Source organism: Vibrio sp. TRT 29B02 (genome assembly GCF_050113655.1).
GTDB lineage: Bacteria > Pseudomonadota > Gammaproteobacteria > Enterobacterales > Vibrionaceae > Vibrio.
In genome coordinates this window covers 23,628-40,738 of record NZ_JBNJOJ010000034.1, presented here as the reverse complement: position 1 = coordinate 40,738, position 17,111 = coordinate 23,628, and the positions used below count along the sequence as shown (strand labels likewise).

The window sequence follows — 17,111 nt, the reverse complement described above, 5'->3', positions numbered from 1 at the left end:
GGTTCGACCAGTTTCTGTTATCCTTGCCACCTATAAAAATACACGCTTGGGCACATCCCCACTTCTATAGTTACAGAACTGGAAATGTGCTTATGCAAATCATCTATTTTTGAGGCTAAGAACCTTATGTCTTCTGGACGAATGTTATCGCGTTCCTTGCTAAAGCTGCCTATGTCAGTACTGGTTAAAGGGACAACAATTCCTTCAAACCCTATTGAAGATCATAGCATCGATATTAACAAGCCGATTATTTACGCTTTGCCGTATCGCTCAGGTGTCGACTTGCTTGCACTGCAAAAACAAGTCATTGCGCTGGGCCTACCTGATCCCCTTGAGCCTGTAGAAATTAATGGTAAACAGTTTAACCGCTATGTGTTTACCTCAGCCCGACAAACCGTAATGGGCAACGATCAAGATGTACCAAACGAATCGATCACTCTATTCTCCGATCTGCTGGAACTGCATAAGTTTGATTCAGAGCTCGATGTTCAAGTCATTCCGACCACCGTTCTTTGGGGCCGTAAACCGGGTAAAGAGTCACGACAAAAACCTTATCTCCAGTCACTCAATGGGCCACAAAAAGCGAAAGCGGTTTTGTTCGCGGGTCGTGATTGCTTGGTACGTATTAGCCCGGTAGTTTCACTCCGCTACATGGCGGACTCGCACGGTACGGATGCTTCAATCGCACACAAACTTGCCCGCGTAGCACGTATTCACTTTTCGCGTCAAAAGCTTGCTGCATCAGGCCCTAATCTGCCAAGTCGTCAGGCATTATTTGATCGTCTGATGAAATCTAAAGCCATTGAAAAGGCCATCGAAGACGAAGCCAAATCAAAGAACATCTCAATTGAGAAAGCGCGTAAAGAAGCGCACGCCATTATGGATGAGATCGCTGCAGACTTCTCATACTCACTAATTAAGAATGGCGAACGTCTGCTTGGCTGGCTTTGGAACCGTATCTACCAAGGTTTAAACATTACCAACGCCGCTACGGTGCGAAAATTGGCTCAAGACGGACATGAAATTGTTTATGTTCCTTGTCACCGAAGCCATATGGACTACTTACTGCTGTCCTACGTACTGTACCGTGAAGGCATGGTGCCGCCGCATATCGCAGCAGGCATTAACCTAAACTTCTTCCCAGCTGGGCCTATCTTCCGTCGCGGTGGTGCTTTCTTTATTCGCCGTAGCTTTAAGGGTAATAAGCTATATTCCACCATCTTCCGCGAGTACTTGGCAGAACTTTTCGCCAAAGGTTACTCCGTAGAATATTTCAGTGAAGGCGGTCGTTCACGCACAGGTCGTTTGCTCCAAGCAAAAACTGGTATGCTGGCGATGACTATCCAAGCGATGCTACGTGGCCTCAACCGCCCAGTAACGCTGGTGCCAGTCTATATTGGTTATGAGCATGTAATGGAAGTGAGCACTTACGCAAAAGAGTTACGCGGAAAGCGCAAAGAAAAAGAAAACGCAGGCCAAGTGTTACGCACAATCCGTAAACTACGCAACTTTGGCCAAGGCTATGTCAACTTTGGTGAGCCCATTCCGCTTAACCAGTACTTGAATGAAAAAGCCCCTGAGTGGACCAAAGATATCGATGCCATGGGCAGCAGTAAACCTCAGTGGCTAAACCCTGTGGTGAATGATCTCGCGACTAAGATGATGACACATATCAACGACGCGGCAGCAACCAATGCCCTAACTCTGTGTGCGACAGCATTATTGGCTTCTCGTCAGCGAGCACTCTCTCGTGACAATTTAGTTAGCCAAATTGACTGCTACTTGTCGATGTTAAAAAACGTTCCATACTCGACAACCTATACGGTACCGGAAGATAGTGCAGAAGCATTGGTCAAGCATGCCGAGTCACTCGATAAGTTTATTATCGAATCAGACAGCATGGGCGAGATTGTGTCACTGGATCGTAATCAATCGATCTTGATGACTTACTATCGAAATAACATCATTCATTTGCTGGCTCTGCCATCACTTATCGCTCAGATGTTGGTTCGCCATCAAAAACTTTCGCTGAAGCAGATCAAACAGAATGTCGCCTTGGTTTACCCATTCCTCAAGCAGGAGCTTTTCCTGAGCATTGAACAGGAAAACTTGGATGAGCTAACGGAATCCTACATTGAAGAGCTTGCACATCAGGGACTCGTTACGATCGATAGCGAACAAAACGTCGCGATCAATCAAGCTAATACTCAAGTGCTTGTGCTACTTGGACGCACGATTACTGAAACACTGCAACGCTACGCAATCGCTCTAAATTTATTAGTTGCTAGCCCTGATTTAGGTAAATCAGATCTTGAGCAGAAGAGTCAGGACATTGCTCAACGCCTAGGTCGCCTGCACGGAATCAACGCACCAGAATTTTTCGATAAAGGTGTCTTTTCGGCGCTGTTCACAACCCTAAAACAACAAGCGTATCTTGATGTGGATGGCAACTGTGACATAGAGAAAAGCCAAGCTCTTGCGAGCCTTCTCTACTCTATGCTTTATCCTGAAGTACGTTTGACCATCAGAGAAAGTATCTGCCAAACCGCAGAAAACAAATAAAGTGACAATAAAAAGGCATCCTATGGATGCCTTTCTTTTACCAAAATGCGATAAATAACCCTATGGTGATGACCATTCCGACATAGTTGTTATTTAAGAAGGCTCTGAAGCAAAGGTCACGATCACGGTGGCGAATAAGATGCTGCTGGAACACAAACAGTGCCCCTACCACCAGCAGACTCCAGTAGTAGCTAGATCCAAGTTGATACCAAGTGCCAACAAACATCAGCATCACCAAGGTGACAAGCTGAAGGGAACCGATCACCATCTTATCAAATCGTCCAAATAGGATTGCCGTCGACTTGATACCAATCTTAAGGTCATCATCTCTATCAACCATCGCATACTGAGTATCGTAAGCAATCGTCCACAGTGCATTAATGGCGAATATAAACCAAACCATCACTGGCATTTCATTCGCTTGTGCAGCCCATGCCATCGGAATCGACCAACTAAACGCTAGCCCAAGAAAGAGCTGCGGCAGGTGAGTAAAACGCTTCATGAACGGATAGATGAAGGCAAGAACAATACCGACAAAAGAGAGCTGAATTGTCAGCGTATTCATACTCAACACTAAAGCAAATGAACTGACGGCCAAGAGAGCAAAGAGAGCCAAAGCTTCCTTTGAAGTCACTCGACCAGAAGGCAAAGGTCTCTGTTTGGTGCGCTTAACATGGCCATCAACCTTACGATCAGCAAAGTCATTAATCACACAACCCGCCGCACGCATAAAAATAACACCCAAAACAAAAACCAGTAGAACCTTTAAACTTGGCATCCCTTGAGCAGAAATAATCAATGCCCAAAGTGTTGGCCACAATAGCAACAAGGTTCCAATCGGCTTATCCATGCGCATAAGTTGCCAATAAGCCAGCGCTTTATCCGCCGTCATTCAAACACTCTCCCCTGAGTAGATGGGCGCTGTAGGCAAAAATAGTTCTGCAACTAACAATGGTTTGTGATTCATCCACAACCGTGAGCGGCGAGCGAGTAAGGGTTGTTCATCAACTTCAACGACCCCAACCTGCAAGGCGTCCCGTTTGACATTGCTGGCACTAAATACCGTTAGTCCAAGGGGGATTTCTCCTTGCTGAGCCAAGTCATACTCTTGCTCCAACATTGACGAATGAGGGATTAACGTTCTCCCAATAACCCAAGCGCAGCCATCGCCTTTGAGAACAACCTTGCGCAACAAGCACTCTTCTTGAGCGAGAAGCGCAATTTCTTGTGAGTTCAGTTTTTCCGCTTTGACAATCTTGTTGTGCAGTAAGTCGACAGTTAAAGATTGGCAATAAGACTCTAATAAACGTGACAGTGAGCCCTGTTCTAGCAACCACTTTTTTGCACTTTGTGTAGGGAAGCTAAAATACTCTGGATCCTGCCATTCAACTTGGCGTAACGCAGATAAATAAAGCGCAGTCGATTGATTCATACTAGTATTCAATAAGTAGCCTTATCAGCGTACAATAAAGCTTCGATCTCTGATGTTAACCACCACAACGAGTGCTTAACGCATTTTCATTACAAATAGATGCTCTATTGTAACAAGACTCTGGCGATTCGAGTATCGTGATTGGAAGAAAGAAAAGTTATAAATATGATTAAACGTTACCTAGCCCAAATTTTTGTCGCTTGGAGTCTGTTGATCAGTCTCCCTGCGATAGCGGAAGAAGAAGGCGTCCCCAAACTGGCTTATTTCACCCTTGAACCTGATTTAACCACCAATTTTTTCACTAAAGGTAAAAAGTTGGGTTATATACAGGTTCGAATCGACATCATGGTTGCCAGTCAAACGGATCTTGCCGTGATTGAATTACATCAACCCTTAATTCGCGATGCTGTAATTGAGCTATTAGGGAAGCAGTCTGAAGAGACCATTACGTCATTAGCAGGACGTGAAGATTTACGTAAAACCTTGGTCGAACAACTCAACGCGACTCTACTGCCAGAAACAGGCAAAACAATCATCGCCGATCTGCTCTTCACAAAATACCTCTACCAGTAAATCGTCTAAGGATGGACGGCGTGCATACGCCGTTTTCTTTATCTGCGTGAATTAGCCCGCCCAGCATCCACCGCTCCCATCAGCACACCAGATAGTAGGCCTACAAGATGAGCCGTATTGGCTATCGCCATAAAAGGCTGAACAAACCCGAGAACTAACCAAACAAGCATAAATCCGATGACGGGCTTTGGCATCCCCAGACCCAATTGTGGGGCTTTATAACCCACTACCCATAGATATCCCACCAACGCATACACTACGCCAGATAAACCACCGAAATTCGCACCTTCAACCCAGAATTGGCCAATGCCTGATAGTGCTGCGGATAGCAAAAACAGTTGCAGCACCTTGCCAGAGCCCAGCTTTTGTTCAATATCGCCACCTAGCTGCCACCACCACAGCAAATTAAACGCAATATGCATGACGGAGAAATGGAGCAGCGCATGACTAAACCACCGCCAGATTTGCCACTCTTGACCTGAAAATGCAGGGAAATGAAGCGCAGCAAAAACGGCATTACCGGCGCCAAACTGCTGTAGAACAAAAATCGCAATACATGACGCCATAACCAAGAGCGTTAGCGGACCTGCTTTGGCCTTAACCATCGCCAACATACTTGGTGATTGGTACTTAAAATGGTTTTGACGAGTCTCAGCCATATCCCAAGAAGCCGCTTGGTACTTACTCGCGTTAGGATTATCAAGAAATTGCTGGAGTTCAGCTTCCGCTTCGACTTGATGCTGACTATCGGTTAGCCATAATGCAAACTGCCCCTCTCCCTCGGGCATCATTTTGATATCAATTTGGCGAGACGCCATGTAATCAATAAATGCCTGTGCCATTCTCGGATGGTTGAGAGAGATCAGTTTATGCATAACGCTATCCTAAATTTGATTCAGTGGGCAGTTGAGCTCGCTGCCAGGCTTCGAAGCCACCATCTACACTATACACCTGCTCAAAGCCTTGGTTAACTAAATACTGTGCCGCACCTTGGCTACTGATGCCGTGGTAACACATCACCAAAACTGGCTGCTCAAATTCAACGCTATTCATAAACGCTACCATAGTGTCGTTGGTTAAATGGAAGGCATCTTGAGCATGTGCGACGGCAAAAGATTGCGGGTCACGAATATCGACCATACGAGCTTCACCTTGTTCCATAAGGCTTTGTGCGCTATTGACATCGATATGTTTGTACTGGTCCATAAACTTTCTCTTTTCATCATTATTATCAAGCATCATTGTAACCTATCCAGTGCTCAACAAGTACACGGGAGAAGTAAGGTTATCCACCCGTGATCATAAATTCACCAATTGTGGATAAATCTGTGGATTGCGTTGATAAAGTGTTTTATTGAAAATGGATCCACAATATGTAGTGATGATCCTTATTTGATTGTGAGTAAAGAAAAAATTATCCCCACCGTCAATCATGCTCAAATGACTTGATTCACCCTGCTTTCTGACAGATAGCAAAGAAATTTACCACAGACTTACCCACAGGCTACTGAAGCCACAACGATCATCTTGGCAGTGGATTATTTTAGAAAGCGATCACAAATAAAAAAGCCGAGATCATAAGACCTCGGCTTTACCAATTTATCAGCTGTCGTGCTAGTAATTAAAATTCGCCAACTGCAGCTTTCAGTTTTTTCATCGCATTCTTCTCTAGCTGACGAATACGCTCTGCAGATACGCTGTAAGTTTCCGCGAGTTCTTGCAGAGTAGACTTATTATCATCAAGCCAACGTGAACGAACAATGTGCTGACTACGTTCATCCAGAGATTTAAGTGCTAAGCTCAAGCGATTGTTGGTATGCGCTTCCCAGTTAGCCGCTTCAATGTTGTCTGCAACATCAGACGCTTTATCTTCAAGATACACCATTGGAGCTGTGTATGAGTTACTTGAGTCATCTTCATCCATTGGCATCTCAAATGCCGCATCTTGCGCAGCTAGACGAGATTCCATTTCACGGACTTCTGAAGGTTCGACACCGAGTTCTCTTGCTACAGTCTCTACTTCACCGTTATTAAACCAACCTAAACGCTTTTTAGACTTACGTAGGTTGAAGAACAGTTTACGCTGAGCTTTGGTTGTAGCGATTTTAACAATTCGCCAGTTACGCAGAACGTATTCATGGATTTCAGCTTTGATCCAATGAACGGCAAAGGATACAAGGCGAACGCCGACTTCAGGGTTAAAACGTTTAACCGCTTTCATCAAACCGATATTGCCTTCTTGAACAAGGTCAGCCATTGGTAGGCCATAACCAGAATAACCACGAGCGACGTGCACGACAAAGCGAAGGTGCGAAAGGATCAAACCTTTTGCCGCCTCAATTTCACCGTCATAATGCAGTCTCTCGGCCAGTTCACGTTCCTCATCAGCCGTCAGCATTGGGTAGCTGTTTACTGAACGGATGTAGCTATCTAAGCTATCTTGCGTAACTACTGCCATTGGATATGCTTGGTTAGTCATTCATTTCCTCATCAATCTCTGATCTGGAGTATTTTTTAACCCATCAATCTTGAACCTAAAATGAACAGGTTTCAAGCTGCGAAAGTAATTATGCATAAACAAAATGTCTATACAAGGGAAAAAGTACACGGTAGCGTCTACTTTTTCAATAGTATGACCTCCACAAAGTCAATCAGTTCAAATTAAACTGGCTCGATCTCTTTTAAGTGGCGCTGCGCAGATACCTTAGCGGCTAGGCAACCTAAGAAGGTTCCAAGCATTACTAGCAGTAGCGACTCATCCCAGCTAAGGCCAACTAATCTGAAGTGACTATCATACAGAAGGGCCAATTTCTCCACACTGCTATTGAGCAAAACTGTGATTATCGCAGTCAAAATCCACGCGCTAACCGCACCGAGTAAACCAAACCACATGCCAGAGTAGAGATAAGGGCGTAAAATGTAGCTGTTCGTTGCACCAATCAGCTTCATTGTCTGGATCTCTTCTTTATTCGCTAACACATTAAAACGTAGAGTGTTGCCGACAATTAAGAATACAGAGGCAAGCATCAGCAAAGATAGGGTAATGACAATTCCGCTGACAAGGTTCTTAATCGCATCTAAGCGAGCGAGCCAATCCTCATCCAAACGAACATCAGTAATGCCCTCTTCATCGCTAATACGCTGAACAAGCTGCTTAATCATTTGATTGTCATCTTTACTTGGCGTGATGACCAACACACCAGGTAGTGCATAATCATCAAGCAAGCTCAAGGCATGTTCAAAGCCTGAATACTGACTTAAATCATCCAATCCCTGCTGAGGTGAGATGTAGTTCACTTCAGCCACATCCTCCATGCTTTCGATCTGGTCTTTTAGCACCATGATCCTAGCTTCAGGGGTGCTCTCTTTTATGTAAGCACTTACTTGCGATGGGCTGGTAACATTACTTGATGCCGCAGAGATATTCTTACCCAGTAAGTAAAGAGCCGATGGCATGGCCAATGCCATAGAGATAACTGCCAAGGTTAAGATGTTGCCCATTGGTCTTAACCAAAACTCACCTAACGAAGCTTTAGCTTGCTTGAAATGGACAGCAAAAAAGTTGTCTTTCTTAACGCGATTGTTCGTTCGTGATGCTTTAGCGCTTTTATTGCGAGCATTAATGGCCATAGTCTTCTACCTCACTGAGAAAACCTTGGTTTAATTCAAGATGACGGTATTGTGGGCGAGTATTTACTAACCCAATATCGTGTGTAGCCAGTAGGATCGTCACTCCGGCACGGTTAAACTCTTCAAACAGTTTCAACACTCGATTAGACAACTCAGGGTCGAGATTACCCGTTGGTTCATCTGCAAGTAACAGAGTAGGACGATTGACCACCGCACGTGCTATGCCGACTCGCTGTTGTTCACCACCGGACAGTTGGCTCGGTAAGCACTTGGCTTTATCTAGCAGGCCCGTCTTATCCAAGGCTGCGGAGACACGACGTTTGATCTCATTTTCAGAGATGGATTCAATTCGCATCGGCAGCGCGACATTGTCGTAGACGGTTCGGTCCATCAACAAGCGATGATCCTGAAACACAATACCAATGTTGCGACGCAAAAATGGGATGTCTTTATTAGGGATTCGAGTAATGTCATGGTCATTGAAACTGATTTTTCCATCCGTTGGTCGCTCAATGGCACAAATCAATTTAAGCAGAGTACTTTTACCGGCTCCTGAATGGCCACCAAGAAAGGCCATCTCACCTCTACGAAGATGAAAATCGACCTTCTGTAACGCCTGTCGACCACCACGGTAAGCCTTACTCACTTGCTGAAATTTTATCACCCGAAATCCCTCTTAACTGAGTTTCTTCAATTGGTCTTTGTGTTTACTCTAGTCTTCACGACTGAATAGAGCGTCAATGAACTCTTGAGTTTCAAATGGACGTAGATCGTCGATACCTTCACCGACCCCAATGTAACGAATTGGAATCTGGAACTGGTCAGCCAGTGCGAAGATCACACCACCTTTTGCGGTACCATCCAACTTAGTCAAGGTGATACCTGTAAGCGGTGCAACATCACTAAACAACTTAGCTTGGCTAATCGCGTTTTGACCAGTACCAGCATCTAAGGTCAACATGATTTCATGAGGAGCTGAGCCATCAATCTTTTGCATTACACGGACGATCTTACGCAGCTCTTCCATCAAGTTAGATTTATTCTGTAAGCGACCTGCTGTGTCAGCAATCACCACATCTACACCTTTCGCTTTAGCGGACTCTATCGCGTCGTAGATCACTGAAGCACTATCTGCGCCAGTGTGCTGTGCGACTACGGGTACATTGTTTCGCTCACCCCAAACTTGAAGTTGTTCTACTGCCGCAGCACGGAACGTATCCCCTGCCGCAAGCATCACTTTTTTACCTTCAGCTTGGAACTGTTTAGCCAGTTTACCGATCGTGGTTGTTTTACCTACACCATTCACGCCAACCATTAAGATCACGTAAGGCGCTTTAGAACTGTCTACTTCTAGCGGTTTCTCGACGTTCGACAAGATCTCTGCCATTTCTTCTTTTAGAAGTCCATAGAGTGCTTCACCGTCTTTTAGTTCCTGACGTGATGCTTTTTCTGTTAGGTTTTCAATGATTTTTAATGTGGTATCCATGCCCACATCTGCAATAAGAAGCTGTTCTTCCAGCTCTTCAAACAGCTCATCATCAATCTGCTTACCTTTGAACAAACCAAAGAAGCCAGCACCAATGTTGGCTTTGGTGCGTGCAAGACTGCGTTTCAAACGAGCAAAGAAACTTTCCGTCGGTTTTTCCTGTTCCACGACACGCGGTTCAACCGCTTGTGGCGTTTCAAGCTCTTCAACAGGTTCAACTATTGCTTCTGCTTCTGCTTCTGCTTCTGCTTCTGCTAGTTCAGCCTTTTTGTCTTCAATTGGTTCGTCAACAACGGCTTGCTGCTCATCTTGTTGTTCGTCAGTCGTTGTTTGTTCTTCTACGGGTTGTTTTGCTTGTTCTTCATCACCAAAGCCAAGCCAAGAGAGTAATCCGCGCTTCTTTTTTTCCGTCATCTGGGGCTATCCTAGATCGTCTTAATTAACTCAGACTTTTTTCTGCGGGCATTATCCACACTGAAAAAAGCAAAATGACAACAAAGTGAAAAGTTTTCACTGCCAGAGTGTTGGTATACACTTTGTCATCAACAAATTTGGGCTGTATGTTAGCGCTCAACAGCAGAGCGACTGGCTATAGTATCACTTTATTAGCGGTCAAAAAATCTATGGTAAGACGTCGCCAGCAAAACACATCACAAAAAAAGCCTTCAACCGGCTTTGTTCGTATTATTAGCGGCTTATGGAGAGGAAGAAAACTGCCTGTTCATGATGCCGAAGGACTAAGACCAACAACAGATCGCGTCAAAGAAACACTGTTTAACTGGATCGCTCAAGATGTTCCCCGCGCTAAATGCCTCGATCTGTTCGCTGGCTCTGGTGGACTCGGTTTTGAAGCCGCTTCACGCCAAGCAGAGATGGTGACACTTATCGAGTTAAACCCTAACGCGTTTAAACAAATTGAGAAAAACATTGCTTCATTAAATGCCAGCAATCTGACAGCTCATAATACTGATGCAATTAGCTTTCTTAAACAGCCGGGCACACCTCATCATGTCGTATTTATTGATCCGCCATTTCGCAAAGGCTTACTGGATGAAACCGTTGCCCTACTTGAAAGTCATGGCTGGTTAACGGATGACGCTATGATTTATGTCGAGACTGAAAAAGAATTGAGCCTTGACTCCATCCCTGCTCACTGGCACTTACACCGTGAGAAAACAGCTGGTCAGGTCAGCTATCGACTATTCGAAAGACAAGCAGATCAATAAGGAAATTTTGATGAAAGCACTGATTCTTCTGGCCAAAGCCGCAATAGGCTTTGTCTGGTTTATTCTAATCTTGAACTTCTTTATGCCGTTTCCTGGCAAAGCAGCTATCGCGCTCTACATCATGACAGCATTCCTGTTCATTATGCATGGTTTGCAAATGGCGATTTTCATTGGCGCATTTGGCGACAAAATTAAAATGAGCAGTTGGGAAAAATGGTCAATACTGATCTTTGGTATCTTCGCCCTACTTGATATTCGCCGTAAGCACATGACCTAACCATTCCTGAAACAAAAAAATGCCGCTCCAAATAGAGCGGCATTTTTATTTTTACGTTTCAACGCTAAGCAAGATAACTCTTCACACCATCTAAGAACATCTGGGTAGAGATCATGATCAGTAGCAAGCCCATTAAACGCTCTATCGCTTTTAGGCCACGTTCTCCCAATATACGGTGGAAGAAACTGTAGAACATTAGAATAAAGAAGGTCACGCTCCACGCGAGCAACACAGCAGCAGAAAGCTCAAGTAAATTGTTCGGGTACTGGCTTGAAAGCAGCAACAGAGCGGCAATAACTGATGGCCCTGCAATCATCGGGATAGCCATCGGCACGATAAAGGGCTCCTCACCCGCGGCTAGGCCAGTAATACTACCTGCACTAGGAAATATCATCTTAATTGCAATAATAAATAGGATGATGCCACCTGAAATGCTTAACGTTTCAGGTTGAACGTGCAAGAAGTTAAGAATCGTCTTACCTGCAAACAAGAACAGCATCAGAATCGCAAGCGCAAAAATCAACTCGCGAATAAGTACTTTACGTCTGCGCTTGGGATCGAGATGTTTTAGGATCGATAGGACAATAGGAAGATTGCCAAGCGGGTCCATGATTAGAAACAGCATGGTCGCGGCGGAAAGAATGTCCATAAGAGGTCTCCAAAACGTTATATATCAAGCACTAAAAATTCGGCGAAGTATAACAAGCTCACCAGACGATTTGGAGACATTGACAGAAATTATCTTAACGGTGGTATCGAGTCATAATTAATGACTGCACACTCTCTCTGCATTCACCATCCAGATACCATCTTGTACGATCACTTTCTCGCGATCGATAAAAAACTCGAGTAGTGTTTCCAGCGTAAATCCATTGCACTTACATGTACGAAAACGTGCTCGCTCACCAAATGCTTCGCTTATCGCCTGCTCTAAGTCTGATTTAGACATAGGCTGCTCTCGCAATAAGTTTAGAACGTTATGGGCATGAATTTCGGTTGTCATGGAACTTCCTCACTAAAGGTAATAGACCGATCAAGAATACATGCTTCATCGATATTTTCTTTGATTTTAAATAATCAGAGAAGCCGTGATAAGTGAGTGAGCAAGGAGATAGCTACCAGAGACAAGGTAACGTCCCCGATACATTGAGGGACGGTAATCACTGATTGCGAGTAGCACTGCCGATAATGTTAACGTCACTGTTCCAACGAAACCTAAACCATTGGCAATGCCGCCATTAAGCAACCACACTTCACCGGCAGCCCAATTGAGCTGTAACAGTGCGATTCCCATCATAACGACAGGGAAAATAAGTCGATCTATTTTGGGCAGTAGAAGAAAGAAGCTCACGATTGCAACGCCTAATAGCATTGCAGGCAACCACCACACGATATCACCTGACAACTTCACCCAAAAAGAGGCACCATAGCAGAGCTGGGCGGTGACAAAGCCGACAAAACACAACTTTAGGTGACGCTTTACAAGATAGAGCCAATCCGCCGCCATAGAAACGAGCAAACCAAGTGATACCCACCACGCATCGATGCCAACCAGAGCATTTTGACTCCAGAGCATGACCAACAACATAAGCAACGACATTGTTTTAAACATCGCTGCTTGTCTTACGTGATTACTTTCACTCGCAGAAATACTGATATATCCCGAAAGAGCAACAGATAGCCAGCTCCACATTCGAACACCTCAAGAAAATTTGAGGTGCTAGTGTAGGCAGAGTCGTCAAGATGTCTACCGTAGAAGGGCAAAATTTGGATCTCGATAATACTTCTCGCCGTCAACCAAGCCGACTTCTGTGAATCACCATCAGTATTGCTTTTTGCTCACAATGTTCTCAATGGATGAGAATTTCAGTATATCTTTATCTAGCACGCTTCAGATCGACCAATCGCAGTAAAAAATAAGAACCAAACGTAGCACATTTTTCACCCTAAAATTAAATCATTAAAAATTAATAACTTAACAGAAAGCACAGAAAACCCCCTCATTCAAAACATGAAGTTTTCTCATATAAACCAACCAAATCACCCAGTATAATTTTTAGACTGAGCGCCAAAACAGAGTCATATAGAAACTTAAAATGAACTTTTGACCATCCCTAACAATGACATGACGAACCAACCAAAAGTATAGAAAAAGTCATCTCACCCAATGAGAAAAAACAACACCAATCATTATAAATCAACAACTTAAAAAACAAAAACAAAGCAATTAGCTGGCATATTGAGCGGTTACAAAACTATCAAAAAACAAATTAACCTTCGAAATTCATCGAAAACAACGATAGAAAAGTATCTTTTTTAAGGACTAGCGATCAAATCACTTGATCTAACCACCAAAACACTGCTATTGTTAGTCACACATTGTTAAACATCAATTTAAAGGAGCAGTGCCATGATTTCTTCTTCACAAAAACAAGGACTTGTAATGATCGCAGTAGTCGTAGGCCTAATGACACTGCCGATGATGTACTAAGAAATTATTAAAAACAAAAAGGGACGCATTAGCGTCCCTTTTTGTTTTTATTGGGTTTTAAACCATCACTTTGATTCAAAAATACTCTGTATGTCTAAGTTTAACACTTAAAAAATAAAGGTCGTTTTTAGCAATTACTCTACAAATGTTTCGACAACACGTCCCAATGAGCATAATAGAACAATAATGCCGCAAGAGTGATTAAAGTCATCAAGGTTATAGCTGCTCTCCAGATGAAACGGCTACTCCTAGGTGTCAGCTCTTTTTCACATTCATCACAAGCGGCTAGAAACTCTTTGCGACTATCTAGTTTGTAATCTTCTTCATGCACGATTTTATTGCGAATCGTTGCGATATATCTCAGCTTACCTATTACATCGTGAGGAAGTCTTTCTTCACAACTGGTAATAAGCTGATGCAGTCCCTTACCGTCTGCATGATATTGCGTCCGAAGAAGCTTCTCGATCTTGCGTGTTCGAGTGACCACTTTTTCAATATCAGACATAGTTTCCCTCCATCGCTACTAAGTTTAGGGGGTAATTGTTACTTGTTCTATCTACTGTCCCATTTTTTCTACAAGTTGCAAGTTAATTTATGTAAATGAATCAATAGCTAATCAACTAAATTACTTCCCTTCCCCCTGTGGCAGCATGTGATATGACTCGAAAAAAGCATTCCATCTTGCTGTTTTGTTTTTACAGCAAGAGCCGTGCCCAGACTATCTAGTGAAATCACGTTAAAATGGCTGCGTTTAGTAAAAGGGACGAAAACTATGCCTCTCACTCTTTCTATTGCTATCGCCCTTTTTGCGCTTATAAGTGGATGGACATTTGTCCATTTCTACCGTAAGCACATTCAGGGTGAAAATGCCCCACAACAAACAGTCGAAGTGACCATCCTCGATAAACAGGCAATTACAGTTGATGATCCGAAGCCTGGCCAAGATGACCAAGAATATTGGATCTATGTTCAAAAAGGAAAAATTGGTCCTAAACGTGAATTTCAGGTTGGTATCCACTATTTCCATGCCTTAAATCCGGGCGATCAAGGTACGCTCACTTATCAAGGTGCCAAGTTTCTCCACTTTGCTTTAAAGCGTTAAGGCAACAGCCAACGTGTATAAGCCGATCTCGCCAGTAGCGAACTCATTGCAAGAGAGCCACAACCACTAATTATTATCCATACAGGGATAACCCAGGCGGGATGTCCCTGATGCCAAGCGAACTCTTTCATCGGCCATAACACGATTGGATGCAAAATATAGATGCCCAAGCTATGACTGCTAATGAACCCAATCACTCGATTGGCTTGGGATGATAAGCCTTCGCCAAAATAACGGCACAACATAAACACCATGCTCGCCGCGATGACAACGTTAAGTGTTTTATAGGATAGCCAACGTCCTACCGTATATTCTTCGGCCACTACACTATTGGTTATGACCATAAAGCCTGTGACAAATAGGGCAATGGCTCCGAGCACAGCGAAAATCATCACGTATTCTTTGCTTAGCGGCACACGTTGGTAGAGCAAGTATCCAAGAGGAAGATAGCCGCTATAGAGCCACATTTGATTGCTCCACACACCATCGATACCTGTAAGGTAGAGTAACGTAGTACCCAGCCAGATAGCGACGTAGGCATAGAGTGAGCTCTCGCCATATTGTCTAATGACAAACTGAAAAAACGGAATCACAAAATAGAGCGGGATAAAGTAGTAAAAAAATCCCAGATGGTAATAAGTAGCGTGTGTCAGGCTGTTTTCAAGTAGAGACTGAGTTTGCTGGCTGTCAAATCCGTTCAGGCTCCAACCTGCTAGAAATGCATAAAACAATGACCAGACAATAAAAGGCAATAGCACTTTGCCTAATCGACGTTTCACATAGTACTTAAAGTCAAATGGCCGCTTATCACTCAGCATCAAAGCGCCTGTGATAAGAATAAAAACGGGCACCGCCCAGCGCGTTACGCTATTGACTCCAACCGCCGTCGCCCATTGGTTAAATGGGATGAGACCCAGTTCGTATCGATAAGGGGCAAGGACATGAATAGCGATCACCGCTACCGCTGCTACGCATCGTAGCAAGTCAAAAAAATGGACTCTTTCTCTCATACCTAACCCTTTGCAAACTAACTTACTGAATATAGCAATAAAAAAGCTGACCAAAGTACAACCTTGGTCAGCTTTCAGTCATGAATAGTTGATAATGTTAAGCTGATGCAACGTGTTCGATTTTCGGCAATTTCAAAGAAATCATCGTTGTTAACGCTAGAAATGCAAATGACACCCACAAACACGCCGAAAGACCCGCCATCTGAAACACCCAACCAGAAAGGATCGTTCCAATAAGACGCCCCATGGCGTTGGCCATATAGTAAAAACCAACATCCAAGGAAACCCCATCCTCTTTGGCGTAGCTAACAATCAAATAAGAGTGCAATGATGAGTTCACCGCAAAGATTGCACCAAATAGCAGCAAGCCACCGACAATCACCAGCTCAGGTTGCCAACCAATCTGAACAGCGTAGGCAATACAACCGGTCACTACCGCCAAACCACCAGCCCACAGCATAGCAGCATGCCCGTCAGGAACTTTGCCCTCTGCCTTACCCGTAATCTTTGGCGCTATCCCCTGTACAATCCCATAAGCAATGGTCCACGCAGCCAAGAACCCGCCAACCCATAAATGATCCCAGCCAAACACACTACCAAGATAAATCGGTAACGCGATAACAAACCATACATCTCGAGCACCAAACAGGAACATACGCGCCGCTGAAAGAATATTGATAGGCTCTGACTTGGAAAAAATCTGCTTAAACTTTGGTTTAGTTTTCGCTTTACCCAAATCACTTTCTAACCCAACAAGACTACCGATAAACACTAAGCTCAGTACACCAGCCATAAGCAGTACTGCATATTTAAAACCCACTAACGACAGCAACAATCCACCAATAAAGAATCCAGCACCTTTCAAAGCGTTTTTTGAACCGGTGAGAATCGCTATCCATTTATAGAGAGAACCTTGCTGTTCATCAGGCACCAATGTTTTTATGGAACTTTTGGCGCTCATTTTGTTGAGATCTTTTGCGATACCCGATAGTGCTTGAGCCATCATCACCCAGGGAATCGTCAGCCAACTGGTCGGTACCGCAAGCATGGCTAAGGCGAAAATCTGCATGCCCAAACCAATGTTCATCGTCTTATTTAAGCCAAGACGCGCTCCCAACCATCCGCCGATAAGGTTAGTGACAACACCAAAAAACTCATAAAACAGAAATAGCGACGCAATTTCTAGAGTGCTGTAGCCAAGACTGTGGAAATAGAGCACGACCAGCATTCTGAGTGCACCATCAGTAATGGTGAAGTTCCAGTAGTTAAACGTCACCAGCATATATTGGCGCACGTTTTTACTCAGATTTGCGAACATAGAC

Annotated in this window: 19 protein-coding genes; 5 read left to right on the top strand and 14 right to left on the bottom strand. The window is 44.0% G+C overall.

The features are described 5' to 3' along the window. Window positions 1-126 precede the first annotated feature (126 nt). Complete coding sequence (gene plsB / locus ACQEXT_RS18025) at window positions 127-2,562, top strand: glycerol-3-phosphate 1-O-acyltransferase PlsB (RefSeq protein WP_426953113.1); 2,436 nt, start codon at window positions 127-129, stop codon at window positions 2,560-2,562. 37 nt (window positions 2,563-2,599) lie between these two features. Here plsB and ubiA read toward each other — a convergent pair whose 3' ends face one another. Further along, window positions 2,600-3,454, bottom strand: coding sequence for a 4-hydroxybenzoate octaprenyltransferase (gene ubiA, locus ACQEXT_RS18020; RefSeq protein WP_331418000.1), 855 nt, complete (start codon window positions 3,452-3,454; stop codon window positions 2,600-2,602). After that, window positions 3,455-3,994: a chorismate lyase gene (locus ACQEXT_RS18015; protein ID WP_138971307.1), complete on the bottom strand. Its 540-nt coding sequence runs from the start codon at window positions 3,992-3,994 to the stop codon at window positions 3,455-3,457. A gap of 165 nt (window positions 3,995-4,159) precedes the next feature. Between ACQEXT_RS18015 and ACQEXT_RS18010 the strand changes: the two genes are divergently transcribed. After that, entirely contained in the window at window positions 4,160-4,567 is a 408-nt protein-coding gene (locus ACQEXT_RS18010; protein ID WP_138971306.1) for a flagellar basal body-associated protein FliL, read from the top strand. Between the two features lie 38 nt (window positions 4,568-4,605). On the opposite strand, the gene glpG is transcribed toward ACQEXT_RS18010, so the two are convergent. From glpG to ftsY, 6 genes are all read right to left on the bottom strand, one after another. Beyond that, the gene (glpG, locus tag ACQEXT_RS18005; protein ID WP_138971305.1) at window positions 4,606-5,442 is read right to left on the bottom strand and encodes a rhomboid family intramembrane serine protease GlpG; all 837 of its coding nucleotides are present in this window, start codon (window positions 5,440-5,442) and stop codon (window positions 4,606-4,608) included. A 4-nt stretch (window positions 5,443-5,446) separates the two neighbouring features. Continuing rightward, entirely contained in the window at window positions 5,447-5,773 is a 327-nt protein-coding gene (gene glpE / locus ACQEXT_RS18000) for a thiosulfate sulfurtransferase GlpE (protein ID WP_138971304.1), read from the bottom strand. Window positions 5,774-6,188: 415 nt separating this feature from the next. Further along, window positions 6,189-7,046: an RNA polymerase sigma factor RpoH gene (gene rpoH / locus ACQEXT_RS17995; RefSeq protein WP_138971303.1), complete on the bottom strand. Its 858-nt coding sequence runs from the start codon at window positions 7,044-7,046 to the stop codon at window positions 6,189-6,191. Between the two features lie 182 nt (window positions 7,047-7,228). Then, window positions 7,229-8,197: a permease-like cell division protein FtsX gene (gene ftsX / locus ACQEXT_RS17990; RefSeq protein WP_426953112.1), complete on the bottom strand. Its 969-nt coding sequence runs from the start codon at window positions 8,195-8,197 to the stop codon at window positions 7,229-7,231. Next, a complete protein-coding gene (ftsE, locus tag ACQEXT_RS17985; protein WP_138971301.1) occupies window positions 8,187-8,861 on the bottom strand; it encodes a cell division ATP-binding protein FtsE in 675 nt (224 codons plus the stop codon). The genes ftsX and ftsE overlap by 11 nt, the downstream gene beginning before the upstream one ends. 48 nt (window positions 8,862-8,909) lie before the next feature. Then, window positions 8,910-10,097, bottom strand: a complete 1,188-nt coding sequence (gene ftsY, locus ACQEXT_RS17980) for a signal recognition particle-docking protein FtsY (protein ID WP_426953111.1) — start codon at window positions 10,095-10,097, stop codon at window positions 8,910-8,912. A 209-nt stretch (window positions 10,098-10,306) separates the two neighbouring features. Between ftsY and rsmD the strand changes: the two genes are divergently transcribed. After that, complete coding sequence (gene rsmD, locus ACQEXT_RS17975; protein ID WP_138971324.1) at window positions 10,307-10,909, top strand: 16S rRNA (guanine(966)-N(2))-methyltransferase RsmD; 603 nt, start codon at window positions 10,307-10,309, stop codon at window positions 10,907-10,909. A gap of 10 nt (window positions 10,910-10,919) precedes the next feature. Beyond that, window positions 10,920-11,186, top strand: a complete 267-nt coding sequence (locus tag ACQEXT_RS17970) for a DUF1145 domain-containing protein (RefSeq protein ID WP_426953110.1) — start codon at window positions 10,920-10,922, stop codon at window positions 11,184-11,186. Between the two features lie 64 nt (window positions 11,187-11,250). On the opposite strand, the gene ACQEXT_RS17965 is transcribed toward ACQEXT_RS17970, so the two are convergent. From ACQEXT_RS17965 to ACQEXT_RS17950, 4 genes are all read right to left on the bottom strand, one after another. After that, complete coding sequence (locus ACQEXT_RS17965) at window positions 11,251-11,835, bottom strand: YhgN family NAAT transporter (protein ID WP_138971298.1); 585 nt, start codon at window positions 11,833-11,835, stop codon at window positions 11,251-11,253. A 117-nt stretch (window positions 11,836-11,952) separates the two neighbouring features. Then, window positions 11,953-12,189, bottom strand: a complete 237-nt coding sequence (locus ACQEXT_RS17960) for a YecH family metal-binding protein (protein WP_426953109.1) — start codon at window positions 12,187-12,189, stop codon at window positions 11,953-11,955. Between the two features lie 66 nt (window positions 12,190-12,255). Next, the gene (locus tag ACQEXT_RS17955; RefSeq protein ID WP_331418003.1) at window positions 12,256-12,879 is read right to left on the bottom strand and encodes a lysoplasmalogenase; all 624 of its coding nucleotides are present in this window, start codon (window positions 12,877-12,879) and stop codon (window positions 12,256-12,258) included. A 937-nt stretch (window positions 12,880-13,816) separates the two neighbouring features. Next, window positions 13,817-14,182, bottom strand: coding sequence for a DUF4145 domain-containing protein (locus ACQEXT_RS17950; RefSeq protein ID WP_138972189.1), 366 nt, complete (start codon window positions 14,180-14,182; stop codon window positions 13,817-13,819). 267 nt (window positions 14,183-14,449) lie between these two features. On the opposite strand from ACQEXT_RS17950, the gene ACQEXT_RS17945 reads away from it, so the two are divergent. Beyond that, on the top strand, window positions 14,450-14,779 hold the full coding sequence (locus tag ACQEXT_RS17945) for a DUF2500 domain-containing protein (protein ID WP_426953108.1): 330 nt from the start codon (window positions 14,450-14,452) through the stop codon (window positions 14,777-14,779). On the opposite strand, the gene ACQEXT_RS17940 is transcribed toward ACQEXT_RS17945, so the two are convergent. Further along, window positions 14,776-15,789, bottom strand: coding sequence for an acyltransferase (locus ACQEXT_RS17940; protein WP_426953107.1), 1,014 nt, complete (start codon window positions 15,787-15,789; stop codon window positions 14,776-14,778). The genes ACQEXT_RS17945 and ACQEXT_RS17940 overlap by 4 nt on opposite strands. A gap of 97 nt (window positions 15,790-15,886) precedes the next feature. Beyond that, a complete protein-coding gene (gene arsJ, locus ACQEXT_RS17935; RefSeq protein ID WP_426953106.1) occupies window positions 15,887-17,107 on the bottom strand; it encodes an organoarsenical effux MFS transporter ArsJ in 1,221 nt (406 codons plus the stop codon). Window positions 17,108-17,111: the final 4 nt, after the last annotated feature.

Coding starts and splice junctions, on each gene's coding strand:
- plsB (WP_426953113.1), top strand. CDS start 127: ATGTCTTCTGGACGAATGTTATCGCGTTCCTTGCTAAAGCTGCCTATG.
- ubiA (WP_331418000.1), bottom strand. CDS start 3,454: ATGACGGCGGATAAAGCGCTGGCTTATTGGCAACTTATGCGCATGGAT.
- ACQEXT_RS18015 (WP_138971307.1), bottom strand. CDS start 3,994: ATGAATCAATCGACTGCGCTTTATTTATCTGCGTTACGCCAAGTTGAA.
- ACQEXT_RS18010 (WP_138971306.1), top strand. CDS start 4,160: ATGATTAAACGTTACCTAGCCCAAATTTTTGTCGCTTGGAGTCTGTTG.
- glpG (WP_138971305.1), bottom strand. CDS start 5,442: ATGCATAAACTGATCTCTCTCAACCATCCGAGAATGGCACAGGCATTT.
- glpE (WP_138971304.1), bottom strand. CDS start 5,773: ATGGACCAGTACAAACATATCGATGTCAATAGCGCACAAAGCCTTATG.
- rpoH (WP_138971303.1), bottom strand. CDS start 7,046: ATGACTAACCAAGCATATCCAATGGCAGTAGTTACGCAAGATAGCTTA.
- ftsX (WP_426953112.1), bottom strand. CDS start 8,197: ATGGCCATTAATGCTCGCAATAAAAGCGCTAAAGCATCACGAACGAAC.
- ftsY (WP_426953111.1), bottom strand. CDS start 10,097: ATGACGGAAAAAAAGAAGCGCGGATTACTCTCTTGGCTTGGCTTTGGT.
- rsmD (WP_138971324.1), top strand. CDS start 10,307: ATGGTAAGACGTCGCCAGCAAAACACATCACAAAAAAAGCCTTCAACC.
- ACQEXT_RS17970 (WP_426953110.1), top strand. CDS start 10,920: ATGAAAGCACTGATTCTTCTGGCCAAAGCCGCAATAGGCTTTGTCTGG.
- ACQEXT_RS17965 (WP_138971298.1), bottom strand. CDS start 11,835: ATGGACATTCTTTCCGCCGCGACCATGCTGTTTCTAATCATGGACCCG.
- ACQEXT_RS17960 (WP_426953109.1), bottom strand. CDS start 12,189: ATGACAACCGAAATTCATGCCCATAACGTTCTAAACTTATTGCGAGAG.
- ACQEXT_RS17955 (WP_331418003.1), bottom strand. CDS start 12,879: ATGTGGAGCTGGCTATCTGTTGCTCTTTCGGGATATATCAGTATTTCT.
- ACQEXT_RS17950 (WP_138972189.1), bottom strand. CDS start 14,182: ATGTCTGATATTGAAAAAGTGGTCACTCGAACACGCAAGATCGAGAAG.
- ACQEXT_RS17945 (WP_426953108.1), top strand. CDS start 14,450: ATGCCTCTCACTCTTTCTATTGCTATCGCCCTTTTTGCGCTTATAAGT.
- ACQEXT_RS17940 (WP_426953107.1), bottom strand. CDS start 15,789: ATGAGAGAAAGAGTCCATTTTTTTGACTTGCTACGATGCGTAGCAGCG.
- arsJ (WP_426953106.1), bottom strand. CDS start 17,107: ATGTTCGCAAATCTGAGTAAAAACGTGCGCCAATATATGCTGGTGACG.